The sequence below is a fragment of the Alteribacter salitolerans genome (assembly GCF_016901055.1).
Taxonomy (GTDB): Bacteria; Bacillota; Bacilli; order Bacillales; family Salisediminibacteriaceae; genus Alteribacter; species Alteribacter keqinensis.
Window position 1 is genome coordinate 13,403 of the sequence record NZ_JAFEUX010000003.1, and the last position, 24,653, is coordinate 38,055.

The following is a 24,653-nucleotide window of genomic DNA, read 5'->3' on the forward strand; positions in this document are numbered from 1 at the left end:
TCATGAAAAATGAAATGGCTGTTTATTGGCCTGATCCGATTTTACCAGAAGTACATTTCCCGGTTTACACCGCCCACCTGCCGATTTTATCCAACATGTTCCCATTACGGAATTGAGGCGTATCAACGGTTTGGGGCGCTAAAAGGGACATGGCTGACGGTTAAAAGAATAGTGAAATGTCAACCCTTTCATCCAGGAGGGATTGACCCCGTTCCTGAAAAAAAAGACAAATCATCCGTGTGATAATGATATAGATATTTTTATGCTTCAATGAAAGCAAGGGAGGATCCATCGTGTTAAGAAAATTTGGATTAGTGTCAGTCTTACTCTTTTTAATGGTCATTATGACGGGCTGTTTTAACATTAATGAGCCGATCAACAGTACAAACGGCGGCATCTGGGACAGCTATTTTGTTTATCCTTTGTCCTGGTTGATGATTACGATTGCTGAAGCATTAGGAAACAGCTATGGTTTTGCGATTATTATCGTAACGATTTTACTTCGTATACTTATTTTACCGCTTATGATCAAGCAGACGAAGAGTACGAAGGCAATGCAGGCACTTCAGCCTGATATGGCAGCTCTTCGTGAAAAATACAGTGCAAAAGATCAGCAGACGCAGCAGAAATTGCAGCAGGAAATGATGCAGTTGTTCCAGAAACATGGAGTAAACCCACTTGCAGGGTGTTTCCCGATTCTGATTCAAATGCCGATTCTGATTGCCTTTTACCACGCGATCATGCGTACACCTCAGATTAACCCGGGAGTCGACCCTTCCTATACAGGTGATCCTCAGCAGTTCCTGTGGTTTGAACTTGGTATGGCAGATCCGTATTTCATCCTTCCGCTGATTGCGGGTGCAACAACATTTATTCAGCAGAAGATGATGATGGTAACAGACAACCCGCAAATGAAAATGCTTATGTATATCATGCCGGTCATGATCATGGCATTCGCCGCGTTTTTCCCGGCTGCACTTGCCCTTTACTGGGTTATCGGTAACATCTTTATGATTGTTCAGACATATTTCATTACAGGTCCGAATGTTGGAAAAGATAAGAATGCTGAGCCGAACACAGGGGGAGCGAAGAAATAGTGAAAAAAGTGACTGTTTCAGGTAAAACTGTTGATGAAGCGATCGAGCTGGCCATTGAAAAGCTAGGGGTAAGCCGCGAACAGGCTGATATTCGTATTATTGAAGAAGCTCAAAAGGGTTTTTTAGGCATCATCGGAGGCAAACCAGCTGTTGTTGAAGCAGCTGTGAAGCCGGATCCGTTAAAAGAAGCCCTGACGTTTTTGCGTGAAACCATCGATAAGATGGGAGTTACGGCAAGTGTTTCCCACGAAGTGAACAAGGATACGGTCTCCTTTAATATTGAAGGGGAGGAAATCGGGATCCTCATCGGGAAAAGAGGCCAGACGCTCGATTCTCTTCAGTATCTTGTTAATCTTGTAGCGAACAAAAATTCAGAGCAGTATTTAAGAATCGTACTTGATGCAGAAGGATACCGTGAGCGCCGCAGGGAATCTCTTGAGAAGCTCGCACTCCGTCTTGGAGACAAGGCATTAAGGACCGGACAGGAGGTCCGTCTTGAGCCAATGAACGCCCTTGAGAGAAAGATCATTCATACGACGCTTCAGAATGTAAAGGGCGTAGGCACGTATTCGGATGGAAAAGAGCCGAACCGCCGTATCGTTGTTACACCTAAATAATCAACCAGTCACCTGAGAATTCACTTTTAAACGGAAACCCGCTGCATGTGTGGCGGGTTTTTTTATTGATGTTGACCCGAAAGGTTGATTTTTACCTTTTGGGTCAATATCGAGGCAATGAGCGGAGTCATTGCCAATCTACTGTGACCTTTTGAGACACCTTTTATAGGTCGGGTGGCATGCGTAATTTGTCGTAATATGACTAATTCTCTTTAAATCGCCGGAAGTTCTGCAAAAATGCTTCTGAAGTTTGCATAAACGGACCGAAGTTCCTCATAAAATCACCGAAAGTCTGCAAAAACAGGCTGAAGTTCTCCATAATTTTTCTCCCTGAATTATTGCTCTCAAAACTCTCTCATCTTTTGCTGCTTTTACCCCACTGATTTTGTATTGTATAAACAAATAGTGTGGATAACGATACCACCGGACAGTTACCCACATGTGGAAACGGTTATATTGACTTATTTTCGTCCAAGCTGATAAGGGATACTGTGGATAAAAACATCTTTTTCATTTACCTGCTGCCCGGACAGCACTTCAGTTTCCTTTATTGTCCTTTTGTTAAAAAGGCTATTGTGGTATTCTAATATTTTGGATACAGTTTTTTATTTACCCAATTAACAATAAATGATCGAATAAATGAATGAAGCGAAAGAGAGGTGAAGGGGAATGGAACTTGATACAATCGCAGCGATTTCAACACCGATGGGAGAAGGAGCGATCGGGATTGTAAGAATCAGCGGAGATGATGCGATCGCCATTGCAGACCGCCTGTATAAAGGGAGACGTACCCTCACTGAAGCAGACACCCATACCATTAACTACGGACATATTGTTGATCCGAAAACAGAAGAAACAATTGAGGAAGTTATGATCAGTGTGATGCATGCGCCGAGGACTTTCACAAAAGAAAACCTGGTTGAGATTAACTGTCACGGGGGACTTGTTTCTGTAAACCGGGTTTTGCAGATGGCTTTAAATGAAGGAGCGAGACTTGCAGAGCCTGGTGAGTTTACAAAGCGTGCCTTTCTAAACGGCCGCATAGACTTGTCTCAGGCAGAAGGAGTCATGGACTTGATCCGTGCGAAAACGGACCGTGCAATGAATGTGGCCATGAGTCAGGTAGAGGGACGGTTGTCGAGCAGGATTCAAAAGCTCAGACAGGAACTTTTAGAAACGGTTGCTCATGTAGAAGTGAACATTGATTATCCCGAATACGACGCAGAAGAGATGACTCTGGATATCTTAAAGGAGAAAGCAGGATATGTAAGAGATGAGATCAATCATTTACTGCAGACCGCCCAGCAGGGAAAAATTCTTCGTGAAGGTCTGTCCACGGTTATTATCGGCCGGCCAAACGTAGGGAAGTCATCTTTGTTAAACAGTCTTGTTCATGAAAACAAAGCGATTGTAACCGATATCCCCGGAACGACGCGTGACGTTATTGAGGAATATGTGAATGTTCGCGGCGTGCCTCTTCGCCTGCTTGATACTGCAGGAATCAGGGAAACAGAAGATGTAGTAGAGAAAATCGGAGTTGAAAGATCAAGGAAGCTTGTAAGTGAAGCCGAACTCGTTCTTTTGGTCCTGAACAATAATGAATCGCTCACGGAAGAAGACGAGAAGCTCCTCACAATCAGTGAAGGCAGAGACTCAATCATCATCGTTAACAAGACGGATCTTGAGTCAAAGCTTGATATGGAACGGGTGAAGGAACTGGCAGGGAGCCGCACCGTTCTTACAACGTCCCTTTTGAAAGATGAAGGCATTGACGAACTTGAAGAAGCAATCAAGGAGCTCTTTTTTGAAGGAGACCTTGATTCAGGTGATATGACGTACGTGTCGAACTCCCGTCACATCGCTCTGTTAAATCAGGCGAGCAGGACGATTGACGATGCCCTGTCATCTGTAGATGCAGGCATGCCGGTAGATATGGTTCAAATCGATATTACAAAAGCATGGGAACTGCTTGGTGAAGTGATTGGTGACAGCGTGAATGAAAGCTTGATTGATCAATTGTTCTCCCAGTTCTGTTTAGGAAAATAAATGTACGTGTACGAAAGTTTGATTAAGGAGGTAAATCCCATGAATTATCAAGGTGGAGAATATGATGTTATTGTCATCGGTGCAGGTCATGCAGGGGTGGAGGCAGGGCTTGCTTCTGCCCGCATGGGCGCAAACACGCTTATGCTGACCCTTAACCTGGATGCTGTTGCCTACATGCCTTGTAACCCCTCAGTCGGGGGGCCTGCAAAGGGAATTGTCGTACGGGAGATCGATGCACTGGGCGGCGAAATGGGCCGTAATATCGACAAAACCCATATTCAAATGAGGATGCTGAACACAGGTAAAGGGCCTGCAGTACGTGCACTGCGTGCGCAGGCAGACAAATTTTTGTATCAGCATGAAATGAAAAAGACCATTGAGGAAACACCGAACCTGTTATTGCGGCAGGGGATGGTCGAAGAGCTCATTATTGAAGACGGAGTTTGTAAAGGTGTTGTGACCCAGACAGGTGCCGAGTACCGTTCGAAAGCGGTTGTTGTTACTACGGGAACATACCTTCGGGGGAAAGTCATTTTAGGTGACCTCGCATACGACAGCGGACCGAACAACATGCAGCCGTCGGTAAACCTGAGCCATAACCTGAAAGATCTCGGCTTTGAGATGGTCCGCTTTAAGACCGGAACACCGCCTCGTGTAAACAGCCAGACGATTGACTATTCAAAAACGGAAATTCAGCCGGGGGACGATGTTCCACGAGCATTTTCGTATGAAACGACTAAATATATAACGGACCAGCTTCCGTGCTGGCTTACTTATACAAATGATGAGACGCACGAAATTATTAACAGCAATCTTCAGCGTTCACCAATGTATTCAGGTATGATCGAAGGGACAGGACCAAGATACTGTCCGTCAATTGAAGATAAAATTGTCCGTTTCAGCGATAAACCCCGTCACCAGATCTTCCTGGAACCGGAAGGAAGAAATACGTCAGAAGTTTATGTACAGGGGCTTTCAACGAGTCTTCCCGAAGATATCCAGCTGAACATGCTTAAGACCATTCCAGGTCTTGAAGAGGTTCGGATGATGCGGCCGGGCTATGCGATTGAGTATGATGCCATGGTACCAACCCAGCTATGGCCGTCACTTGAAACGAAAAAAATCGACTCTTTATTTACAGCAGGTCAGATTAACGGCACGAGTGGATACGAAGAAGCAGCCGGGCAGGGCCTCATGGCCGGGATCAACGCTGCACTTAAAGTCCAGGACAAAGAGCCATTAATTCTGGATAGATCTGATGCGTATATCGGCGTTTTAATTGATGACCTCGTGACAAAAGGGACAAACGAGCCGTACAGGCTGCTAACGTCCCGGGCTGAATACCGTCTCCTGTTGAGACATGACAACGCCGATCTCCGCCTCACAGAGCGCGGACACGAGATTGGCTTGATCTCAGACGAGCGATTTGCCCGTTTTGAAGAGAAGAAACAAGCGATTGCAGGCGAGATTAAACGACTTGAAAAAACTACTATTAAAGTTTCCGATGAAGCACAGGCTCTCCTTGAATCGATTCCTTCTTCGCCATTAAAAGACGCCATGAATGCAACGGTTCTTTTAAAGAGACCGGAAGTGAACTACAGCCATGTAGCACAGCTGACACCGCCACAGAAGGAACTGGACGAAGACGTGCAGGAGCAGGTGGAGATTCAGCTGAAGTACCAAGGGTATATTGCCAAGCAGCTTGAGCAGGTTCAGCGTCTTAAGAAGATGGAAACAAAGAAACTTCCAGTGGACCTTGACTATATGTCCATCAGCGGACTGGCCATGGAAGCGAGACAAAAGCTTTCAGAAGTACGTCCACTTACGATGGCCCAGGCATCCCGGGTATCGGGTGTGACACCGGCCGATGTCTCTGTTCTGCTTGTTTACATGGAGCAGGGCCGGTTAAAAAAAGTGCACGCATCAAATAAAGCTGAATCCTGACGTCAGCAGAAAAGGTGAGAGCATGAACGTACAAGAATTTCAACAAGAGCTTAAAAAAAGAGGAATCACTCTGAGCGATCATCAGCTGTCTCAGTTTGAGCGTTACTTTCACATTCTCGTAGACTGGAATGAACGCATGAATCTCACAGCCATTACTGACAAAGAAGAAGTCTATTTAAAGCATTTTTTCGATTCAGTTTCGGCGGCTTTTTACCATGATTTTAATTCAGTTGAAACAGTAGTGGACATCGGCGCCGGAGCCGGCTTTCCAAGCCTGCCCCTTAAAATCTGCTTTCCGCATCTTGACGTGACGATTGTCGATTCGCTGAATAAGCGGATCACATTTCTTCACGCGCTGGCAGAAGAACTCGATCTGACAGGGGTATCGTTTTATCATGACCGGGCAGAAACGTTCGGTAAGAAAAAGGAACACCGTGAACACTTTGATGTGGCTATGGCTCGTGCAGTGGCAAGACTGCCTGTTTTAAGCGAGCTGTGCATTCCTCTCGTAAAAAAAGACGGCACATTTCTCGCAATGAAAGGTGCAGGAGCAAAAGATGAGCTCAGCGAGTCGAAAAAGGCATTCTCCCTTTTAGGCGGGGAACTGATTGAAGCGAATCAATTTACCCTTCCTCAGGAAGAAAGTGAACGATCCATTATTAAAATCAAAAAAGTGAAGCAGACCCCGGGTAAATTTCCACGAAAACCGGGCACTCCGAACAAGCAGCCCCTGGCGTAAAACGCGACTGAATGAATGATTCGGAAAAAGAGACAGTGAAAAACCACGATTTTTAGCGTAATTTTTACCCGTAGTCTAGCAGGATTCTCTTGTGATTTTCTCGAAATGGAGTAAGGTAGTTTTCAGAAGGTGGTGTCGCCATGAAGCAGTCGTTTTCACGCTTGTTTGGCTTGAATGAAAAACAACAAGAAGAAGTTGAAGTGAGTGACAGAGAGGAAATAAGGCAGCTTCCCGTTGCAGATATTGTTCCGAACCGGTACCAGCCCCGTACTGTGTTTCAGGATGAACGAATTGAAGAACTGGCTCAGACGATCAAGACCCACGGCATTATTCAGCCGATTGTCGTCCGTGAGCGGGACGGGAAATTTGAGATTATTGCAGGAGAACGTCGCTGGCGTGCAGTAACCAAGCTTGGGTGGGAAACGATTCCCGGCGTAGTAAAAGAATTTAATGATGCCCAGACGGCATCCGTTGCACTTATTGAAAACCTGCAGCGGGAAGGATTAACCTCCATAGAAGAAGCGATGGCATATGCAAAGCTGATCGATATTCACGGTCTCACACAGGAAAGTCTTGCTCAGCGACTCGGGAAAGGGCAGTCTACTGTTGCAAATAAACTGAGACTCCTGCACCTTCCCCAGGAAGTACAGGACGCCCTCATGGGCCGCTTGATTACAGAACGCCATGCACGTGCGTTAATTTCACTGAAAGATGATGAAAAACAAATCAAACTCCTTGCTCGGATTATTGAAGAGGAACTGAACGTAAAGCAGACTGAAGAACAGGTTAAGCGCATGATTGAACCAAAACCGGAAAAGAAAAAGCCGATCCGTAAAGGTTATTCCAGGGATATGCGTCTGGCTATGAACACGATCCGCCAGTCCCTCGACATGGTGGCGCAGTCCGGAATGGAGCTGGATACAAACGAAGAAGAAAATGATGATTACTATCAGTTCACAATCCGTATTCCTAAATCGTAAATGAACGTATACAAAAAAGCATTCGGCCTCTTTTTAAACAGGGCGAATGCTTTCTTTTTTTGGGGAAATGGACTAAACCGTTAATCCCGACTGCAAACCCGTTAATCAGCCAAAAAAAGGATTGCACTTTTATGCAGTCCTTAGACAAGGGTCTTATTTTTCCAGAAGGGGAATATAAAACACAAGTGTTCTGCCGTCAAGTGCTGCCTGCAGGCGGTAGACAAGCTGGTGTCCGGCGTCATTGGCCTCTTTTGTGGTCAGTTTTCCTTGTTCGTAATGATCTGCCCACTGCATCACGGCCTTTTTTACGAGAGGGGAAATTGTCAATTCTCCGATTTCAAGGTTAGCTGCGCAGTGAGAGCACGTAAGGGGATTCTCACTGTCTGACTGCAGGTGAATTGATTGTAAAGGTGTTTCGCATAAACAGTACATCGTCTGATCAGCCTTTCTTCTAGGAATGGTCGACATTTTTCCTGATTATCTATATAGGTATTTTATCATTTTTCTCAACCGTACTTCCGTTTTTCGGCGGTTTTCGTGGTAAAATAAAACGAGTTACAGAATATTTCGATCGTTTCGGAAAATAGCGACCAGAATGTTTTTATCATGCAGAAAGAATCAGTTTCACTTAATAAAGGAACGTGAAGTCAGGTAGGTGACGAGATGGGAAAGGTAATTGCCATCGCAAATCAGAAGGGCGGCGTCGGAAAAACGACGACTGCAGTTAATTTAAGCGCGTGTCTTGCTGCCCAGGGACAGCGTGTGTTGATCATTGACGTAGATCCACAGGGAAATACAACGAGCGGGGTTGGTATTGATAAAGGTGATATTGATGAGTGCATTTATAATGTCCTTGTTGAAGATGCAGACCCAAAAAAAGTGATTCAGCCTACGTCGACGGAACGACTTCATATTCTGTCATCAACGATTCAGCTGGCAGGTGCAGAAATAGAGCTTGTTCCGACTATTTCCCGGGAAGTAAGATTAAAGCGGGCAATCGATCAGGTAACAAAAGATTACGACTACATTATTATCGACTGCCCGCCATCTCTCGGGCTTTTGACGATTAATTCTCTGACTGCTGCGGACAGCGTGCTTATTCCGGTGCAGTGCGAGTACTATGCTCTCGAAGGCCTCAGTCAGTTACTGAATACAGTGAGGCTCGTACAAAAGCACCTGAATCAGCAGCTGGCGATTGAAGGCGTTCTGCTTACAATGCTGGATGCACGGACAAACCTCGGTATACAGGTGATTGAAGAAGTGAAAAAGTACTTCCGGGAAAAAGTCTTCCAGACGATTATTCCAAGGAACGTCCGTCTTGGTGAAGCACCGAGTCACGGTGAACCGATTATTACGTACGACCCCCGATCCAAAGGGGCCGAAGTATATACAGAACTAGCGAAGGAAGTGGTGTCAAATGGGTAAAGGTCTAGGAAGAGGTATTCAGGCACTCTTTCCGGATGATGAAAAGCAAGAAAAAGTCGATGAGATCAGCATCAGTGAGCTCAGGCCGAACCCTTATCAGCCGCGGAAGCAGTTCAGTGACGAAGCAATTGACGAATTGAAGACGTCCATTGCCCAGCATGGAGTACTTCAGCCGATTATTGTAAGAAAAAGCATTAAAGGGTACGAAATTGTTGTTGGAGAACGCCGGTTCCGTGCTGCAAGAGCAGCGGATTTAAAAACGATCCCGGCTGTCGTGCGGCAGCTCACAGAAGATGAAATGATGGAAATCGCACTGATCGAAAACATTCAGCGGGAAGACCTGAATGCTCTGGAAGAAGCGAAAGCCTATCAGAAATTGATGGAGCATCTCCAGATTACACAGGATGAGCTGGCGAAAAAACTCGGTAAGAGCCGTCCCCATATTGCCAATCATTTAAGGCTTCTTCAGCTTCCCCAGCTTGCCCAGCAGTTTCTCGCTGAAGGAAAGCTCTCCATGGGACACGGCCGTGCCCTTCTTGGATTAAAAAATAAAGAGCAGATTCCGGCAACGATTCAAAAGGTCGTTAACGAAAAGCTGAGTGTAAGACAGCTCGAAGAATATGTTCAAAAGGTCAATGTAGCCGTTTCACGTGAAACGAAGGACAAAAAGAAACAGGTATCCCCATTTGTCAGAGAACGGGAAGCATCACTGAAAAAATATTTCGGCACGAATGTACAAATTAAGCAAGGTAAGAAAAAGGGCAAGATTGAGATCGACTTCTTTTCTGAGGACGATTTGGACCGGATTCTTACGTTACTCGACCGTGAAGGATAACAATGATCGTAAGTGAGACCATCCCCGACGGTGGTCTTTTTTTGCTTAGTACGAGTTGGATCGGAGGGATAGGATGATTTATTTGGACAATGCTGCTTCAAGTTTTCCAAAACCTGAAGGCGTAGCCGAAGCGATGTCGGAAGCGGTTCTTCATTACGGGGCTAATCCCGGAAGAAGTGGTCACCGTCTGTCAAGAAAGGCGTCTTCAGTTATCAGAGACTGCCGCAAAGAACTGGCTGCTTTATTTGACTGTCAAAAAGAGGATCGTGTGCTTTTTTATCAAAATGCCACGACAGCGCTGAACCAGGCAATCTCCGGCTTTCCTTTTCAAAAGGGGGATCATATCGTTGCCACAGTGTTTGAACATAATGCTGTCCGCCGTCCGTTGGAACGGCTGAGAAAAGAAAAGGGTGTAGAGGTAAGCTATATGGAGCCTGATGAAACTGGAAGCTTTACGAAAGGTGTTTTGGAAAGCGCGCTTAAGCCTGAGACCAGAATGGTCGTTGCCACACATGCATCGAATGTGACAGGGGAGATCCTCCCGGCTGCCCAGTGGGGAGAGGTGTTAAAACAGCGGAAAGAGACCGTTTTTTTAGTCGATGCTTCTCAGACAGCCGGAATTATTCCTGTTTCAATGAATGACGGCATTGATATGCTTGCATTTCCGGGTCATAAAGGAATGCTGGGTCCACAGGGAATCGGTGTATTGATGGTTCAGCCGGGAATTGAACTTACCCCTCTGATTTACGGTGGTACCGGCAGCCATTCCGAAGAACCTGGTCAGCCTGATATCTGGCCGGAAGGGATGGAGAGCGGCACGCTGAATACGCCGGGTATTGCAGGCCTGCTTAAGAGCGCGCAGGCGCTGAAGGCTGTCGGAGTAAAAAAGATTGGGGAACATGAACGAATACTTGGGCAGATGCTTGCAGACGCCCTGGGGAAAATAAACGGTGTTCGTGTTTTTTCAGGAAAAGGGGAAAGACTTGGGGTCGTTTCATTTCTGATTGAAGGAGTGGATGCACATGAAACAGCGATGATTCTGGACCAACACTACGACATTGCTGTACGCAGCGGTGTTCACTGCGCTCCTTTGTCCCATCAGTATCTGGATACGTCAAAAAGCGGACTCGTCCGGGCAAGTGCAGGATTGTATAATACAAAAAATGACATCCAGACCCTCGCTCGGGCAGTGGAAGAGATAAAAGAAGGTTTACTTGGATAGGAGAATGACAGATGGTGTTACTCGGTACTCTCGTAAATGGATTGACTATCATTATCGGGGCTTACATAGGAGTTAAGCTGCAACGCATTCCGGAAAAGATGAAAGAAACAGTGATGAAAGCCATCGGTCTTGCCGTCATTATCCTGGGAATCACGATGGCTCTTGATGGCCAGGAATTTCTTCTCGTTATTTTCAGTCTCGCTCTGGGAGGAATCCTTGGGGAACGTATGAATATTGAAGGGAAACTCAATCAGTTGGGCGGCGTTCTTGAGAAAAGAATGAAACGAGGCAGTGAAAGTTCTAATATTGCAGAAGGGTTTGTAGCAGCCACACTGTTATTTGTAGTAGGTGCTATGGCGATTATCGGTGCCTTGGACAGTGGACTTCGGGGAGATCATTCGGTACTTTTGACGAAGAGTGTCCTTGATGGTTTCTCTTCCATTATCTTTGCGGCCACACTCGGGATTGGTGTGATGTTCTCTTCCATTCCAGTCATCCTTTATCAAGGATCGATTGCTCTTGGGGCAGCATATATCGTAGCGTTTGTACCGGAAGAACTTCTTGATTTAATGGTCAGTGAAATTACTGCTGTGGGCGGGATTATGATTCTCGCGATTGGGTTAAACATTGTCGGGATTAAACCGGTGAGGGTGGCGAATCTGCTTCCGGCAATTCCTCTTGCAGTGTTGTTCGTTTTCATTATCAATACGATTGCATAAAAAAAGTCTGCCTCAGAAAGGTCTGTTCGCCTTTTGAGGCAGACTTTTTATGTCTGTGATTTTGTCTGTGTGAGTGTTGGCCAGGTGAACTTCTTTCTTGGTGCAGAGAGACCCCGTGTAGCATGGATAATAGCTTTGGACATTACTTCTGCCATTTCCATGACAACAGAAAGGCGGGTATTCTGCAGGACCATCATCTCCATAAATCCTCCCACATTGACAATACCCGTCATGTGATAGTCACCGACCGGAGGCAGCTGTTTTTTTACAGCAGATCCCGGTTTCAGGGGACCATCAGCGAGACAGACATAGCCGACACTGGTTGAGCGTCCGAGACAGGCATCGATGGCTAAAATCAGTGGATTATCGTACGTATGTTCAATATGTGCGAGTGTTTCTTCCAGATTAACGGCGTGTACCGGGTTCGTGAGCGTTCCGTACACATGATAGCTTCGTACAGGCTGTTCTTCCAGCCTCTTTCCGATGAGCGGACCAAGACTGTCACCTGTTGACCGGTCCGAACCAATACATACAATCACCAGACCCCTTTTCTTTTCAGCTGCCAGCATCGTCTTAAGATGGGTTGACAGTTCAATAGCAGCGTTTGTGTCTTTAGCATGGATGCGGTAAGGGGAAGGGCGGTGATTTTGAAAAAGTTGTCCACGAAACATCATACAACCCCCTGTTCCCAAATAGTATTAACAGTATACGGAATCTTTCACGAATCTATACGTCCCAAAAATGGCAGGAAGAGGGGAAAGAGACCATGTGGCTATCAGGTTTAAAATGGATGTTTCTGATTATAGGCACCATTATTGGTGCAGGCTACGCTTCAGGGAGAGAGCTGTGGGAGTTCTTCGGAAGTGAAAGCGGCCTGGCCATCGTATTATTTGCAATTCTGTTTTTCATTTGCTGTTACGTACTGATGACAATCAGCCATCAGAACCGGACAGAACATTATATGCCTGTATTGAGGAAGCTGATGGGGAAACGGCTTACAGGTGTCTATGATTATATGATCATTCTCTATTTGTTCTCCACAACCATTATTATGATCGCGGGTGGAGGAGCTACCCTTGAGGTTCTTCATATCCCTTACTGGTACGGTGTATCCATCATTTCAATGCTTCTTGTGCTGCTCTTTGTGTGGGGGATATCCGGAATGACCTCCATGAATGCCGTCATCATCCCGGTCCTCATTGTATTTTTGGTTGGTACGCTCTTTGTTTTTCAGTGGACCACAGGGTTTGAAATTACCTTTGATTTAACTGCCCAGCATAACTGGCCCACAGCGTTTACATTTACAGCTTTAAACATCCTTCCACTTGTAGCGGTGCTGGCAGCTATCGGGAAAAAAATCAGACATCCAGGTGAAATCTGGATTGCCAGCTTCGGAAGTGCACTTGTTATGGGGGTTATTTCATTTTTGTATAATGAGTCACTGCTGATTGTAGCTCATGAAGTAATGTTATATGAAATACCCTTATTTGCTATTTTGAAGCATTATCCTTACTTTATGGTTCTCGTCATGTCCGGCCTCCTGTGGGCTGCCATCTACACAACAGCGGCTTCTGGAATGCTCGGACTTTGTACAAGGTTCAGGGAATATGTGAGCCTGCCTTTCTGGCTGATTGCTCTCGTTCTGACTGCGTTGATGATTCCACTCACAACCATTGGGTTTTCAACTCTTATTGCTATACTTTATCCGCTGTACGGGTTACTAAACCTCTACATTCTTGCTGCGATTCTTCTTTATCCGATTCTCCACCGCTTTGATGAAAGGCCGGTTCCTTAAGCAGGAGTGAAATTGAAAGAATGGAGGGAAATCCTCTTTACTAAACTTAGTGGTAGTGTTGTATAATATCAGCAAAGGAACGAGGGCGAAGAGGTGATTAATGATGCCGGACAAGACATTTCAACTGCACGATGTTGTCGAGATGAAAAAGCCTCATCCGTGCGGGGAGAACCGGTGGAAGATTATTCGGATGGGAATGGATATCCGTATCAAATGTATGGGGTGCGACCACAGCGTCATGCTTCCAAGAAAAGAGTTTGGTAAAAAAATGAAAAAGGTGCTTGAACACCACGAAGAATAAAGGGCATGCCCGCGACTCTGAAAAAGAGCTGCGGGCTTTTTTGCAGGTTATGAATCTGAGGGGCAAAACCTAACCACACACCGTCTTGCGCTTTTGCCTGAGACTATCTATAATTGGGAAGGATGAAATTGTCGCGAAAATCACGTAATTATAGACGAAATAAAAACGTAGGTTGTCCGCCGGGCGGGCAAGCACGACGAATAAAGGAGCATGCTTTATGGCATTAACAACAGGAATCGTTGGTTTACCAAACGTAGGAAAATCAACACTATTCAATGCAATTACCCAGGCAGGAGCGGAGTCAGCCAACTATCCGTTCTGTACCATTGACCCGAACGTGGGGATCGTGGAAGTACCCGACGAAAGACTCGACAAGCTTACAGAACTGGTTGATCCCCATAAAACAGTTCCGACTGCCTTTGAATTCACAGACATTGCCGGTATCGTTGAGGGAGCCAGCAAAGGGGAAGGGCTCGGAAACAAATTCTTATCACACATCCGTCAGGTAGACGCAATCTCTCACGTTGTCCGTTGTTTTGAAGACGAAAACATCACTCACGTGTCGGGGAGCGTAGATCCGATCCGTGATATTCAGATTATCAACCTCGAACTTATTCTTGCCGATATGGAAACAGTGGAGAAGCGTCTGGCGAAAGTGAGTAAGATGGCTCGCCAAAAAGACAAGGATGCTATGTTCGAGCTTGAGATCCTTGAAAAATTCCGTGATGCTTTTGAAAACGAAATGCCGGCACGAAGCGTAAGTCTCACAGAAGAACAGGACAAGTTTGCAAAAGGTATGCACCTTCTTACTAAAAAGCCGGTTCTTTACGCGGCAAACGTAAGTGAAGACGAAATTGTTGATCCGAGCAGCAACGAAAACGTGCAGAAGGTCCGTGAGTTTGCAGCGCAAGAAAACTCTGAAGTAATTGTTGTCTGTGCGAAAATTGAATCTGAAATTGCCGAGCTTGACGGTGAAGAAAAGCAGGAGTTCCTTGATGACCTGGGCATTGCTGAATCAGGGCTTGATCAGTTGATTAAAGCTGCCTACAATCTTCTCGGTCTTGAAACGTACTTTACTGCAGGTAAGCAGGAAGTCCGTGCGTGGACGATCAAGCACGGTACCAAAGCACCCCAGGCTGCCGGTGTGATTCACACCGACTTTGAGCGTGGATTTATCCGTGCTGAAGTCGTTGCCTACGAGGATCTCGTAGCTGCAGGAAACATGACTGTGGCGAAAGAAAACGGGAAAGTCCGTCTTGAAGGAAAAGAGTACATTGTAAAAGACGGAGACGTCGTTCATTTCCGTTTCAATGTGTAATATAAAAATGAGAAGAACTCCTGCTGGGGAAGCAGGGGTTCTTTTTTTGTCGTTTTTGCAGGGTGGGGGGGTCTTTGAGCAGGTAATCGCTTGGCGATTTATGATTTTTAAGGAGCCGGGTAAATGGATTCAGGAATGATGTTTGATTTTAAGGAGTCTGTTGGCAGGATTAATGAAAAACGAATCATATTCAGGAATAGGGAAGAAGATTTAAGGATAAAAATTTTCTTTTTAAGGGATCTATCGATTACTTTCAGGAATATGCAGGCTGTTGCTGAAAGATCATTTTCGGAAACACCGTTATAATCATGCAGCCGAAATGGCCGAGACTACCGCGGTAGTGGGAGTCCGGGTGAGACCCGCAGTGCGGAGTACGAGGAGGCTCGCCGGCACTGCAGCAGACAAGGCAACAACATCAATATTCTCCTAAATTCCTATAATTTCTTATTAACGACTCAGGAACTCATATCCTCATTTAAATATTCCATTTATAAAAAAATCCCCATCAATCTTGTCTTTTCAAAAAACACCTGCTATAATTGACAATTGCGAGCAAAAGAGAAATATGCTTGCTCCTTGCTCCTCAAAACGAGGAGCCGCTAAGTCCAAAAGGAGGTGGAAAAACATGCGCAAATACGAAATTATGTACATTGTACGTCCTAACCTTGAAGAAGCAGCTACTAAAGAAATCGTAGAACGTTACAACAAGGTTTTGACTGACAACGGCGCAGAAGTGGAAAAGGTTGAGGAAGTAGGAAAGAAACGTCTTGCTTACGAAATCGATGACTTTAATGAAGGTTACTACGTAATCCTTAAAGTGAACTCTAACCCAGAGGCCATTTCTGAGTTCGATCGTTTGGTGAAAATCAACGAAAACATCTTACGCAGAATCGCTGTTCGCGACGACGAATAGCAGGTAAATAAAGATTAAAAGAATGGGGAGGAGTTCGACTTATGATTAACCGCGTTGTGTTAGTCGGAAGACTGACAAAAGATCCTGAGTTACGCTATACAGCAAACGGCATTGCAGTTGCAACATTTACACTTGCAGTTAACCGTCCTTTTTCCAACCAGCAGGGAAACCGTGAAGCAGACTTTCTGAACATTGTTGTTTGGAGAAAGCAAGCGGAAAACGTAGCAAACTACTTGAAAAAAGGTAGCATGGCCGGTGTGGACGGACGAGTTCAGAGCCGCAGCTACGACAATAACGAAGGACGCCGCGTCTTTATCACGGAAATTGTAGCTGAGAGTGTACAATTCCTTGAAACAAAAGGCGGAGGCGGTGGTGGAAACCGCGAGCAATCCGGCGGCGGAAACTACGGTCAAAGCAACGATGGTTATCAAAACAACCCAGGTCAGCAATCCGGCGGACGTGGGGGACAGTCGGACTTCTCAGATGACCCATTTGCAAATGACGGCAAACCAATCGACATTAATGATGACGATCTGCCGTTCTAATCACGCTTTAAATGACGTGTAAATATAAAAATTCTAAAAGAAGGAGGGGTTCAAATGGCCCGTCGTGGACGTCCAAAACGTCGTAAGGTTTGTTTCTTCACTGTAAACAAAATTACGAAAATCGATTATAAAGATGTAGACTTGCTTAAACGATTCGTTTCTGAGCGTGGAAAAATTCTTCCTCGCCGTGTAACAGGAACTTCTGCAAAGTACCAGCGTCAATTGACTCGCGCAATCAAGCGCTCCCGTCAAATGGCACTACTTCCATTCGTTACTGGTGAGTAATTACCAGCTCGAAAAACCCGTTACCTATTTGGTAGCGGGTTTTTGGTTATTTAGCTGTACCCACTGCATTTGTGTTGAAGAATAACCATTATACGATTAATTTTTTTTGCGATGATACCTGATCAGACGTTCCAGGGCTCATCTGTTTGATTTTGTTCTTTCTCTTTATCTCATGCTACAATAAGAAACGATGAAACCGTATGTGAAACGAGGGAACCAATGATGAACGAAACAAGCCCGATCAAAGAGGGCGCTTTATATATAGGGATTTACCTGCTCCTGATTATGGCAACACTGTTTGTGCCGGTGATCAGTCTGTTCACGATGTTTTTACTTCCTGTCCCGTTTATTATTTTTGCAGCTAAACATGGGTTAAGGCCGGCAATCTTCTTAATGACAGTAAGCTTTGCTGTATTACTGATCATTGCCTACCCGCTGGCCATAATCTTTACCATCACGTTTGCTTCGACCGGGGTCGTCATCGGCGAACTTTACCGGAGAAAGAAAACAGCTTTTGGTGTTCTCCTTGGCGGTTCCCTGACATTTATTGCAGCCATTATTTTAAACTTCATAGGAAGTATCGTCATTCTTGATGTTCATCCAATCGAGAGCGTTCAGGACGTGCTCTATGAATCTGTTGAGACAACAGAATCACTACTGCCGATGCTCGGTCAGGACGACACATTTGAAACGGCAGCCGGGTTCATTGACGGACTCACAACGGTAACGCCGGCATTGTTTATTATCCTGGGGATCTCTTACGCTTTTACAGTCCAGTGGATCGCGTCATTTATTCTGAGAAAAAGAAAAGTGGACGTCACTAGGTTTCCACCTTTGCGTGAGTGGGGTTTTCCGAAATCATTTATCTGGTATTATCTGATTATGTATATCTTTATCTACTTTGTGGATATGGAAGAAGGGTCAGCCCTTTATATGGCTATGTATAACCTCCTTCCGATCCTGGAACTGATCATGGTAATCCAGGGTCTTGCATGTATCTTTTTCTTTTTCCATGTGAAAAAAATTCACAAAGCAGTGCCGGTGGCTATTTTATTTTTGGGAATCCTTTTCCCACCTTTACTGTATCTCATCCGCATTTTAGGTATAATTGATTTAGTGTTTGACCTAAGGAAACGAATGGACACAAACAGGTAGGAGTTGTGAGGAATGCCTAATTTCTTAATGAAGCGGTGGCATGGCTATCACGTCGTGGCGTTACTGGGGATTGCCATCTTATTTACCGGAATTTTAACCTATTATCAATGGCAGATCGGCCTGGTCGGCTTTCTTGGTATTGCCATCGTTTTTATATTTGTTTTGAGAGCCCGCATCCAGTTTGAAAAAGATCTGACGGAGTATGTGTCCACACTATCATACAGAGTCAACAAAGCTGGTGAAGAGGCAGTGATGAAACTGCCGATCGGGATGGTCCTCTATAACGAAGCAGGGACCATTCAGTGGGTTAACCCGTATATGTCCGCTCTTCTTGCAGATGACGTACTTGGGGAGAATGTTGATATTATTTCTGAAGACCTGCCTGTGCTGATGGAAGATGAGGGAAAAGAGTTTCTCCTTACTCTGGGAGAACGGAAATACCGGGTTGTCAACGAATCGAATGAGCGCCTTCTGTACTTTTTTAATGCTACGGAAGAGCAGGAAATAAAAGAACTGTTCGAACGGGATAAGACCGTTATCGGACTCATTTATCTTGATAACTATGACGAGGTCACACAGGGGATGGAAGACCAGCTGAGAAGCAAACTTCTGACCCACGTCACAAACGTATTGAATTCTTGGGCGAAAGATCAGGATATCTTTCTCAGAAGGATTGCCTCGGACCGGTTTATTGCGATCTTTAACGAAGAAGCCCTTTATAACCTGGAAGAAGACCGCTTTACGCTTCTGGATGAAGTGAGAGAAGGTACCGCCCAGGAGAAAGTAGCTCTCACCCTCAGTATCGGTGTGGGTAGCGGGCATTCGTCCCTCCGCGAGCTTGGCGCTCTTGCCCAGTCAAGTCTGGACCTGGCTCTGGGCCGTGGCGGGGACCAGGTGGCCATCAAACAGAGCGATGGTAAAGTACGTTTTTACGGCGGAAAATCAAATGCTATGGAAAAACGTACGAGAGTTCGTGCAAGGGTCATTTCACATGCAATCCGGGATTTTGTAAAAGAAAGTGACCGGGTCATTATTATGGGTCATAAAAACCCTGATATGGATTCCATCGGAGCGGCCATCGGAATGCTGAAGATCGCTCAGGTAAATAACAAGGACGCCTTTATCGTCCTGGATCCGGACAATGTGAACCAGAGTGTTCATAAACTGCTTGAAGCCATTCAGGATCATGACGATCTCTGGGCTCATTTCATTACCCCTGAGGAAGCCCGGGAGGAGATGACAGATGAGACCCTGATGGTCGTGGTAGATACACACAAACCGTCCCTTTGTATTGATGCAAAACTTCTGGATCGTGTGGAGCGGATTATTGTTATAGACCACCACAGAAGAGGCGAAGAATTCATTGAAGAAGCGGTACTCGTCTATATGGAGCCATATGCTTCATCAACAGCAGAACTTGTGACAGAGCTCCTTGAATATCAGCCGAACCATCCGAACCTCGATGTTCTGGAAGCTACAGCCCTGTTATCGGGTATTATCATAGATACGAAGAGCTTTGCAATCCGTACGGGATCGCGAACGTTCGATGCTGCGTCGTATCTGAAAAGTCAGGGTGCGGACACGACATTAGTGCAAAAGCTGATGAAAGAAGATCTGGATCAGTATGTGAAGCGGGCGAATTTAGTCGAGAGAGCATATATTTACACTGCCGGTACGGCCATTGCCAGGGGTGAGGAAAACCAGACCTATAACCAGGTGCTAATCGCTCAGGCAGCAGACACTCTGCTTACGATGAATAACGTGGTCGCCTCGTTTGTCATCTCCGAACTGGAAGACGGCCGTGTGAGCATCAGTGCCCGCTCCCTTGGTGAAATTAACGTGCAGGTTATTATGGAAAACATGTATGGCGGAGGTCATCTGACCAATGCAGCTACCCAGATCTCCGGAATGTCACTGGAAGAAGCGGAAGACTTACTGAAAGAGAAAATAGATAATTATTTTAAAGGGGGACAATCGTGATGAAAGTGATTTTCCTGCAGGATGTAAAAGGAAAAGGCAAAAAAGGGGAAGTTAAAAACGTGGCAGAAGGGTATGCACGAAACTACCTTCTGAAAAATAATCTCGCAGTGGAAGCGAACAGCGGGAATATGAAAGACCTTGAAATGAAAAAAGAAAGCCAGAGTAAAAAGGCCCAGCAGGAACTGGAAGAAGCGGAAGCCTATAAGGATAAGCTTGAAAAAACAACAGTTGAAGTAAAAGCGAAAGCAGGAGAAGGCGGGCGTCTTTTCGGTGCTGTAACGAGCAAGCAAATCGCCGATACGCTTAAGAAAATGAAGATGAAAGTCGACAAGCGTAAGATCGACCTAGATGACCCGATCCGGGCATTGGGGTACCGAAACGTCGATATAAAAATACACCCGAAAGTCACGGCTACTGTAAAAGTCCATGTGATAGAAGAGTAAGATCTACCCTGCTGCAGGGACTGTTTCCTGCAGCTCAGACTCACTAATGAAGGGGCGATTCCTATGAGTGATCTTTTTGCTGATCGTACCCCGCCACAGAATATTGAAGCAGAACAAGCCGTGCTTGGTGCCATCTTTATTGATGATGAAGCCATCGTCACGGCTTCTGAGCGCTTAGTACCAGACGACTTTTACCGTGCTGCGCACCAGCGGATTTACACGGTGATGCTCACACTTTCTGAAAAAGGAGAGCCGGTCGACCTTGTCACGGTTACGTCTGAACTGCAAACGCGTAAGTGGCTTGAAGAAATTGGCGGTGTGACGTATCTCAGTGATCTCGCAAATGCTGTACCTACGGCGGCAAACGTCGAATATTACAGTCAGATGGTTGAAGAAAAATCTCTGCTCAGAAGGCTTATTCGGGTAGCCACAAACATTGCAGCTGACGGCTATGCAGCTGAAGATGAAGTAGACGCCATTTTAAACGAAGCTGAGAAGACCATTCTCGAAGTTTCTCATAAAAAGAATACGAGCGCATTTAAAGACATCAAAGACGTTCTTGTAAATGCCTATGACAACATTGAAATGCTTCAAAATCAAAGCGGGGAAATTACAGGGATTCCAACAGGGTTTAAGGAGCTGGATTCCATGACAGCAGGATTCCAGCGAAATGACCTTATCATTGTGGCAGCCCGTCCGTCTGTAGGTAAGACGGCTTTTGCCTTGAATATCAGTCAGAACGTAGCTACGAGAACCGATGAGAACGTAGCGATTTTCAGTCTGGAGATGGGGGCAGAGCAGCTGATCATGCGTATGCTCTGTGCTGAGGGAAACATTGACGCCCAGCGCCTCCGTACAGGTGATCTGAATGATGAAGACTGGCAGAAGCTGACGATGGCAATGGGAAGCCTGTCCAAGGCCGGAATCTACATTGATGACACCCCTGGCGTAAGAGTAAATGATATTCGTGCTAAATGCCGCCGTCTCAAGCAGGAAAAAGGCCTCGGGATGATCATGATTGACTACCTTCAGCTAATCCAGGGTGACGCCCGAAGCGGTGAAGGCCGTCAGCAGGAAGTAAGTGAAATCTCCCGTTCCCTGAAAGGGCTGGCACGTGAACTTGAGGTGCCGGTTATTGCACTGTCACAGCTGAGCCGTGGCGTAGAGTCCCGTCAGGACAAACGCCCGATGATGAGTGACATCCGGGAATCAGGAAGTATTGAGCAGGACGCCGATATCGTAGCCTTCCTCTACCGTGATGATTACTACGATAAAGAGTCCGAGAACAAAGATATCATTGAAATCATCATCGCCAAGCAGCGTAACGGTCCGGTAGGGACGTGCGAACTGGCTTTCGTAAAAGAATTCAACAAGTTCGTGAATCTTGAACGGCGTTACGATGAGGGAAGCATTCCCCCAGGTGCGTAACAGTTCATCCCCCTTTCTGCCTGGAGCGGAGAGGGGATTTTTGTTTGTGCCGGGTAGAAGGTGTGGGTGAGGTGTGTCGTATTTTGTCGTATTCTCTTTAAATCTACTAAAGTTCTGCATAAATGGAGGAGAACTCTTCATAAATCGTCCCGAAGTCTGCATAAATGGCTCTAAATTATTTATAAATCACAAAAAGTTCTCCATAAAATTTACAAGCACACCATTCAGTCCACTCCCATCCTATTCAAACCCTCTTACACACGAACAAAGAATCTCGAAATCTCTCTAATTGTTCGGATTTGAGTTGACTCATGAACATTCTATTGATAAACTTACTGTGGTTTAATGAAAAGCTAAAATTCAGGGAACGTTAAAAGCGTTAAATATAAGTGGAGGTGCTCATCCATGCCATCGGTTGTTGTGGTAGGAACTCAGTGGGGAGACGAAGGAAAAGGAAAGATTACAGACTACTTGTCTGAACAGGCGGAGCTCGTTGCCCGCTACCAGGGAGGAAACAATGCTGGACATACGATCGTGTTCGGTGGTGAAAAGTACAAGCTTCACCTCATTCCTTCAGGGATTTTTTATAGTGATAAAACATGTGTTATCGGGAACGGAATGGTTATTGACCCGAAAGCACTCGTAAAAGAGCTGAAGTATCTTCATGACAAAGGCGTCGATACGAGCAACCTTCGTATCAGTAACCGTGCCCATGTTATTCTTCCATATCACTTAAAGCTTGATATCGTAGAAGAAGAAAGCAAAGGTGCAAACAAAATTGGTACAACAAAAAAGGGGATCGGTCCGGCATACATGGACAAGGCAGCACGTGTAGGTATCCGTATTGCCGATCTTCTTGATAAAGAAACGTTTGAGGAAAAGCTCGATATCAATCTTCGTGATAAAAACCGTCTTCTCGAGAAAGTGTATGAAGTAGAAGGCTTTAAAAAAGAAGACATTTTAGATGAGTACTTTAACTACGGCCAGGAAATTGCCCATTATGTAACAGATACGTCAGTTGTTTTAAACGACGCTCTTGATTCAGGACGCCGTGTATTGTTTGAAGGTGCCCAGGGAGTAATGCTTGACCTCGACCAGGGTACGTACCCGTTTGTTACATCATCCAACCCGATTGCCGGAGGTGTAACGATTGGATCCGGTGTTGGTCCTTCTAAGATCAACCATGTTGTCGGTGTATCAAAAGCGTATACGACACGTGTAGGTGATGGTCCTTTCCCGACAGAATTAACAGACGAAATCGGTGACCGGATCCGTGAAGTAGGTAACGAATATGGAACGACGACCGGACGCCCCCGCCGTGTAGGCTGGTTTGACAGTGTTGTTGTCCGCCACGCGCGCCGTGTAAGTGGAATTACAGACTTGTCTTTAAACTCCATTGACGTTCTTTCAGGAATTAAAAAGCTTAAAATTTGTGTTGCTTATGAATACAAAGGGGAAATCATTGAGGAATTCCCGGCAAGCCTTAAAGTGCTGGCTGAGTGCAAACCGGTATATGAGGAGCTTGACGGCTGGGACGAAGACATCACAGGTGTGAAGTCTCTTCATGAGCTCCCTAAAAACGCTCTGTATTACGTGGAGCGGGTATCACAGCTTACAGGCATCCCATTGAGTGTATTCTCTGTAGGACCTGACAGAAGCCAGACAAACATGGTCCGCGGTGTATTTGCATAAAATCATTTTCAAAAAAGCCAGACCTGCATGACGGGAAACCGTTGTGCAGTTTTTTTATGGGAGTGAATTAGTTGAATACGATGAATCGCTCGATCGCGAAATGGGAAAAGTATTCAACCAAAGCGGTCATCAGATGGTCCTCCATTTAAGAAGCAACAGTCACAACCATTCAGGAATAAATGGCTGTACACGTCACATTTAAAGTTCATCAGCTTCAGCAGGTAAATGTGAACGGACGTAAAAAGCATGACAATAAGCACCACCATAGAGATAAAGACAAGGGGAGAAGATAAAAACAGCTGAATTTTATTTGACAGTAACTGCGCTTATTGCTTCAAAGGAGTTCACCATAAAGGATCTCCTTTTTTATGTGATCAAAAATCACTGTCAAAAAGACGGTTAGCCTGCTTTTTTCAGGGGAAGTATAAAGTAAATCTCTACTTTCTTTAATGAATAGTATGAAATCTATTGCAAACTTGAATATAATCCGTTATTGTTGATAAGGATGTTTTGTGAAGGAATCCTATTTGTAAAAAAACTTTTCAAAATGTCTTGCATTGATCTTTAAAAGGTGATAATATATTCCTTGTCGCCAAGAAATGAGCCATTAGCTCAGTTGGTAGAGCATCTGACTTTTAATCAGAGGGTCGAAGGTTCGAGTCCTTCATGGCTCACCATTTTACTTTTTATACCCCACAGTGGCCCGTTGGTCAAGTGGTTAAGACACCGCCCTTTCACGGCGGTAACACGGGTTCGAATCCCGTACGGGTCACCATTTTAAATAAAGATTTGCTTTATTTAAAGGCTTAGGGTATAATAAGTTTTGTTGCTTCACATACTTAATAAGGTGAAGAGAACAACATCATTTCTAAAGCGTCACTTTGTAACGGCGCGGGATGGAGCAACGAGCAGTACATCGTTGCATAAACCCCAAGTTGCCTCGACGGATATACTGCGTAGCATAAGCTTGCAGAGGAAGAGGTAGCATCTTGTTTAGCATCGTCCGTATGCTATGTAACGGCGCGGGATGGAGCAGTCTGGTAGCTCGTCGGGCTCATAACCCGAAGGTCGGAGGTTCAAATCCTCCTCCCGCAACCAATTTAACATTGCTTGCCCGGCATATTTTTTTTGCAAAAATGACCGGACGTGCAGTTTCATAGACTATAGATTACAT

Annotated in this window: 25 protein-coding genes and 3 tRNA genes; 26 read left to right on the forward strand and 2 right to left on the reverse strand. The window is 45.4% G+C overall.

Annotation, left to right across the window (positions count from 1 at the left end):
• Nucleotides 1-9: 9 nt before the first annotated feature.
• From yidD to noc, 7 genes are all read left to right on the forward strand, one after another.
• A complete protein-coding gene (gene yidD / locus JSY36_RS06310; protein ID WP_205165750.1) occupies nt 10-243 on the forward strand; it encodes a membrane protein insertion efficiency factor YidD in 234 nt (77 codons plus the stop codon).
• Nucleotides 244-293: 50 nt separating this feature from the next.
• Nucleotides 294-1,097, forward strand: a complete 804-nt coding sequence (gene spoIIIJ, locus JSY36_RS06315) for a YidC family membrane integrase SpoIIIJ (RefSeq protein ID WP_122900017.1) — start codon at nt 294-296, stop codon at nt 1,095-1,097.
• On the forward strand, nt 1,097-1,714 hold the full coding sequence (jag, locus tag JSY36_RS06320; RefSeq protein WP_122900015.1) for an RNA-binding cell elongation regulator Jag/EloR: 618 nt from the start codon (nt 1,097-1,099) through the stop codon (nt 1,712-1,714). The genes spoIIIJ and jag overlap by 1 nt, the downstream gene beginning before the upstream one ends.
• Nucleotides 1,715-2,383: 669 nt before the next feature.
• Nucleotides 2,384-3,760 (forward strand): tRNA uridine-5-carboxymethylaminomethyl(34) synthesis GTPase MnmE, encoded by a 1,377-nt coding sequence (gene mnmE, locus JSY36_RS06325; protein WP_205165751.1) that lies wholly within the window; start codon nt 2,384-2,386, stop codon nt 3,758-3,760.
• A gap of 39 nt (nt 3,761-3,799) precedes the next feature.
• On the forward strand, nt 3,800-5,704 hold the full coding sequence (mnmG, locus tag JSY36_RS06330; RefSeq protein ID WP_122900012.1) for a tRNA uridine-5-carboxymethylaminomethyl(34) synthesis enzyme MnmG: 1,905 nt from the start codon (nt 3,800-3,802) through the stop codon (nt 5,702-5,704).
• 22 nt (nt 5,705-5,726) lie between these two features.
• The gene (gene rsmG / locus JSY36_RS06335; protein ID WP_205165753.1) at nt 5,727-6,443 is read left to right on the forward strand and encodes a 16S rRNA (guanine(527)-N(7))-methyltransferase RsmG; all 717 of its coding nucleotides are present in this window, start codon (nt 5,727-5,729) and stop codon (nt 6,441-6,443) included.
• 140 nt (nt 6,444-6,583) lie between these two features.
• Nucleotides 6,584-7,423: a nucleoid occlusion protein gene (gene noc / locus JSY36_RS06340; protein WP_205165754.1), complete on the forward strand. Its 840-nt coding sequence runs from the start codon at nt 6,584-6,586 to the stop codon at nt 7,421-7,423.
• A 153-nt stretch (nt 7,424-7,576) separates the two neighbouring features.
• Here noc and JSY36_RS06345 read toward each other — a convergent pair whose 3' ends face one another.
• Entirely contained in the window at nt 7,577-7,855 is a 279-nt protein-coding gene (locus tag JSY36_RS06345) for a hypothetical protein (RefSeq protein ID WP_122900006.1), read from the reverse strand.
• Between the two features lie 231 nt (nt 7,856-8,086).
• Here JSY36_RS06345 and JSY36_RS06350 point away from each other — a divergent pair, with 231 nt between their 5' ends.
• From JSY36_RS06350 to JSY36_RS06365, 4 genes are all read left to right on the forward strand, one after another.
• Nucleotides 8,087-8,848, forward strand: a complete 762-nt coding sequence (locus tag JSY36_RS06350; protein WP_205165755.1) for a ParA family protein — start codon at nt 8,087-8,089, stop codon at nt 8,846-8,848.
• A complete protein-coding gene (locus JSY36_RS06355) occupies nt 8,841-9,683 on the forward strand; it encodes a ParB/RepB/Spo0J family partition protein (RefSeq protein ID WP_122900001.1) in 843 nt (280 codons plus the stop codon). The genes JSY36_RS06350 and JSY36_RS06355 overlap by 8 nt, the downstream gene beginning before the upstream one ends.
• Nucleotides 9,684-9,756: 73 nt before the next feature.
• On the forward strand, nt 9,757-10,905 hold the full coding sequence (locus JSY36_RS06360; protein WP_205165756.1) for an aminotransferase class V-fold PLP-dependent enzyme: 1,149 nt from the start codon (nt 9,757-9,759) through the stop codon (nt 10,903-10,905).
• A gap of 11 nt (nt 10,906-10,916) precedes the next feature.
• Complete coding sequence (locus JSY36_RS06365; RefSeq protein WP_205165757.1) at nt 10,917-11,624, forward strand: DUF554 domain-containing protein; 708 nt, start codon at nt 10,917-10,919, stop codon at nt 11,622-11,624.
• Between the two features lie 47 nt (nt 11,625-11,671).
• On the opposite strand, the gene yyaC is transcribed toward JSY36_RS06365, so the two are convergent.
• Nucleotides 11,672-12,295 carry a spore protease YyaC gene (yyaC, locus tag JSY36_RS06370; RefSeq protein WP_236784642.1) on the reverse strand — a complete coding sequence of 208 codons (624 nt, stop codon included), beginning with the start codon at nt 12,293-12,295 and terminating at the stop codon, nt 11,672-11,674.
• Between the two features lie 95 nt (nt 12,296-12,390).
• Here yyaC and JSY36_RS06375 point away from each other — a divergent pair, with 95 nt between their 5' ends.
• The 15 genes from JSY36_RS06375 to JSY36_RS06445 all read left to right on the forward strand — a co-directional run bounded on the left by JSY36_RS06375 (nt 12,391) and on the right by JSY36_RS06445 (nt 24,577).
• Nucleotides 12,391-13,419 carry a YkvI family membrane protein gene (locus JSY36_RS06375; protein WP_122899995.1) on the forward strand — a complete coding sequence of 343 codons (1,029 nt, stop codon included), beginning with the start codon at nt 12,391-12,393 and terminating at the stop codon, nt 13,417-13,419.
• A 103-nt stretch (nt 13,420-13,522) separates the two neighbouring features.
• Nucleotides 13,523-13,720 carry a DUF951 domain-containing protein gene (locus JSY36_RS06380; protein WP_183163897.1) on the forward strand — a complete coding sequence of 66 codons (198 nt, stop codon included), beginning with the start codon at nt 13,523-13,525 and terminating at the stop codon, nt 13,718-13,720.
• A 217-nt stretch (nt 13,721-13,937) separates the two neighbouring features.
• Nucleotides 13,938-15,038, forward strand: a complete 1,101-nt coding sequence (gene ychF, locus JSY36_RS06385; RefSeq protein WP_122899991.1) for a redox-regulated ATPase YchF — start codon at nt 13,938-13,940, stop codon at nt 15,036-15,038.
• Between the two features lie 123 nt (nt 15,039-15,161).
• A complete protein-coding gene (locus tag JSY36_RS06390; RefSeq protein WP_205165759.1) occupies nt 15,162-15,344 on the forward strand; it encodes a hypothetical protein in 183 nt (60 codons plus the stop codon).
• Between the two features lie 319 nt (nt 15,345-15,663).
• Nucleotides 15,664-15,951 carry a 30S ribosomal protein S6 gene (gene rpsF / locus JSY36_RS06395; RefSeq protein WP_122899986.1) on the forward strand — a complete coding sequence of 96 codons (288 nt, stop codon included), beginning with the start codon at nt 15,664-15,666 and terminating at the stop codon, nt 15,949-15,951.
• Between the two features lie 41 nt (nt 15,952-15,992).
• Nucleotides 15,993-16,496: a single-stranded DNA-binding protein gene (gene ssb / locus JSY36_RS06400; protein WP_122899984.1), complete on the forward strand. Its 504-nt coding sequence runs from the start codon at nt 15,993-15,995 to the stop codon at nt 16,494-16,496.
• Between the two features lie 54 nt (nt 16,497-16,550).
• Nucleotides 16,551-16,781 carry a 30S ribosomal protein S18 gene (gene rpsR / locus JSY36_RS06405; protein WP_122899982.1) on the forward strand — a complete coding sequence of 77 codons (231 nt, stop codon included), beginning with the start codon at nt 16,551-16,553 and terminating at the stop codon, nt 16,779-16,781.
• 219 nt (nt 16,782-17,000) lie between these two features.
• A complete protein-coding gene (locus JSY36_RS06410) occupies nt 17,001-17,936 on the forward strand; it encodes a YybS family protein (protein WP_205165760.1) in 936 nt (311 codons plus the stop codon).
• 12 nt (nt 17,937-17,948) lie between these two features.
• Nucleotides 17,949-19,916, forward strand: a complete 1,968-nt coding sequence (locus JSY36_RS06415; RefSeq protein ID WP_205165761.1) for a DHH family phosphoesterase — start codon at nt 17,949-17,951, stop codon at nt 19,914-19,916.
• Nucleotides 19,916-20,359: a 50S ribosomal protein L9 gene (gene rplI / locus JSY36_RS06420; RefSeq protein ID WP_205166058.1), complete on the forward strand. Its 444-nt coding sequence runs from the start codon at nt 19,916-19,918 to the stop codon at nt 20,357-20,359. Before JSY36_RS06415 ends, rplI begins: the two co-directional genes overlap by 1 nt.
• A 63-nt stretch (nt 20,360-20,422) precedes the next feature.
• Nucleotides 20,423-21,787, forward strand: a complete 1,365-nt coding sequence (gene dnaB, locus JSY36_RS06425; protein WP_205165762.1) for a replicative DNA helicase — start codon at nt 20,423-20,425, stop codon at nt 21,785-21,787.
• A gap of 405 nt (nt 21,788-22,192) precedes the next feature.
• Nucleotides 22,193-23,479 carry an adenylosuccinate synthase gene (locus JSY36_RS06430; RefSeq protein ID WP_205165763.1) on the forward strand — a complete coding sequence of 429 codons (1,287 nt, stop codon included), beginning with the start codon at nt 22,193-22,195 and terminating at the stop codon, nt 23,477-23,479.
• 601 nt (nt 23,480-24,080) lie between these two features.
• Nucleotides 24,081-24,156, forward strand: a tRNA-Lys gene (locus JSY36_RS06435).
• Between the two features lie 23 nt (nt 24,157-24,179).
• Nucleotides 24,180-24,254: transfer RNA gene (locus tag JSY36_RS06440), tRNA-Glu, on the forward strand.
• 246 nt (nt 24,255-24,500) lie between these two features.
• Nucleotides 24,501-24,577, forward strand: a tRNA-Met gene (locus JSY36_RS06445).
• The last annotated feature ends 76 nt before the right edge of the window (nt 24,578-24,653 follow it).

What these genes read in the sequence shown, in the direction of transcription:
- yidD (WP_205165750.1), top strand. Translation starts at nt 10, where the DNA reads ATGAAATGGCTGTTTATTGGCCTGATCCGATTTTACCAGAAGTACATT.
- mnmE (WP_205165751.1), top strand. Translation starts at nt 2,384, where the DNA reads ATGGAACTTGATACAATCGCAGCGATTTCAACACCGATGGGAGAAGGA.
- mnmG (WP_122900012.1), top strand. Translation starts at nt 3,800, where the DNA reads ATGAATTATCAAGGTGGAGAATATGATGTTATTGTCATCGGTGCAGGT.
- rsmG (WP_205165753.1), top strand. Translation starts at nt 5,727, where the DNA reads ATGAACGTACAAGAATTTCAACAAGAGCTTAAAAAAAGAGGAATCACT.
- noc (WP_205165754.1), top strand. Translation starts at nt 6,584, where the DNA reads ATGAAGCAGTCGTTTTCACGCTTGTTTGGCTTGAATGAAAAACAACAA.
- JSY36_RS06345 (WP_122900006.1), bottom strand. Translation starts at nt 7,855, where the DNA reads ATGTACTGTTTATGCGAAACACCTTTACAATCAATTCACCTGCAGTCA.
- JSY36_RS06350 (WP_205165755.1), top strand. Translation starts at nt 8,087, where the DNA reads ATGGGAAAGGTAATTGCCATCGCAAATCAGAAGGGCGGCGTCGGAAAA.
- JSY36_RS06355 (WP_122900001.1), top strand. Translation starts at nt 8,841, where the DNA reads ATGGGTAAAGGTCTAGGAAGAGGTATTCAGGCACTCTTTCCGGATGAT.
- JSY36_RS06360 (WP_205165756.1), top strand. Translation starts at nt 9,757, where the DNA reads ATGATTTATTTGGACAATGCTGCTTCAAGTTTTCCAAAACCTGAAGGC.
- JSY36_RS06365 (WP_205165757.1), top strand. Translation starts at nt 10,917, where the DNA reads ATGGTGTTACTCGGTACTCTCGTAAATGGATTGACTATCATTATCGGG.
- yyaC (WP_236784642.1), bottom strand. Translation starts at nt 12,295, where the DNA reads ATGTTTCGTGGACAACTTTTTCAAAATCACCGCCCTTCCCCTTACCGC.
- JSY36_RS06375 (WP_122899995.1), top strand. Translation starts at nt 12,391, where the DNA reads ATGTGGCTATCAGGTTTAAAATGGATGTTTCTGATTATAGGCACCATT.
- JSY36_RS06380 (WP_183163897.1), top strand. Translation starts at nt 13,523, where the DNA reads ATGCCGGACAAGACATTTCAACTGCACGATGTTGTCGAGATGAAAAAG.
- ychF (WP_122899991.1), top strand. Translation starts at nt 13,938, where the DNA reads ATGGCATTAACAACAGGAATCGTTGGTTTACCAAACGTAGGAAAATCA.
- JSY36_RS06390 (WP_205165759.1), top strand. Translation starts at nt 15,162, where the DNA reads ATGGATTCAGGAATGATGTTTGATTTTAAGGAGTCTGTTGGCAGGATT.
- rpsF (WP_122899986.1), top strand. Translation starts at nt 15,664, where the DNA reads ATGCGCAAATACGAAATTATGTACATTGTACGTCCTAACCTTGAAGAA.
- ssb (WP_122899984.1), top strand. Translation starts at nt 15,993, where the DNA reads ATGATTAACCGCGTTGTGTTAGTCGGAAGACTGACAAAAGATCCTGAG.
- rpsR (WP_122899982.1), top strand. Translation starts at nt 16,551, where the DNA reads ATGGCCCGTCGTGGACGTCCAAAACGTCGTAAGGTTTGTTTCTTCACT.
- JSY36_RS06410 (WP_205165760.1), top strand. Translation starts at nt 17,001, where the DNA reads ATGATGAACGAAACAAGCCCGATCAAAGAGGGCGCTTTATATATAGGG.
- JSY36_RS06415 (WP_205165761.1), top strand. Translation starts at nt 17,949, where the DNA reads ATGCCTAATTTCTTAATGAAGCGGTGGCATGGCTATCACGTCGTGGCG.
- rplI (WP_205166058.1), top strand. Translation starts at nt 19,916, where the DNA reads ATGAAAGTGATTTTCCTGCAGGATGTAAAAGGAAAAGGCAAAAAAGGG.
- dnaB (WP_205165762.1), top strand. Translation starts at nt 20,423, where the DNA reads ATGAGTGATCTTTTTGCTGATCGTACCCCGCCACAGAATATTGAAGCA.
- JSY36_RS06430 (WP_205165763.1), top strand. Translation starts at nt 22,193, where the DNA reads ATGCCATCGGTTGTTGTGGTAGGAACTCAGTGGGGAGACGAAGGAAAA.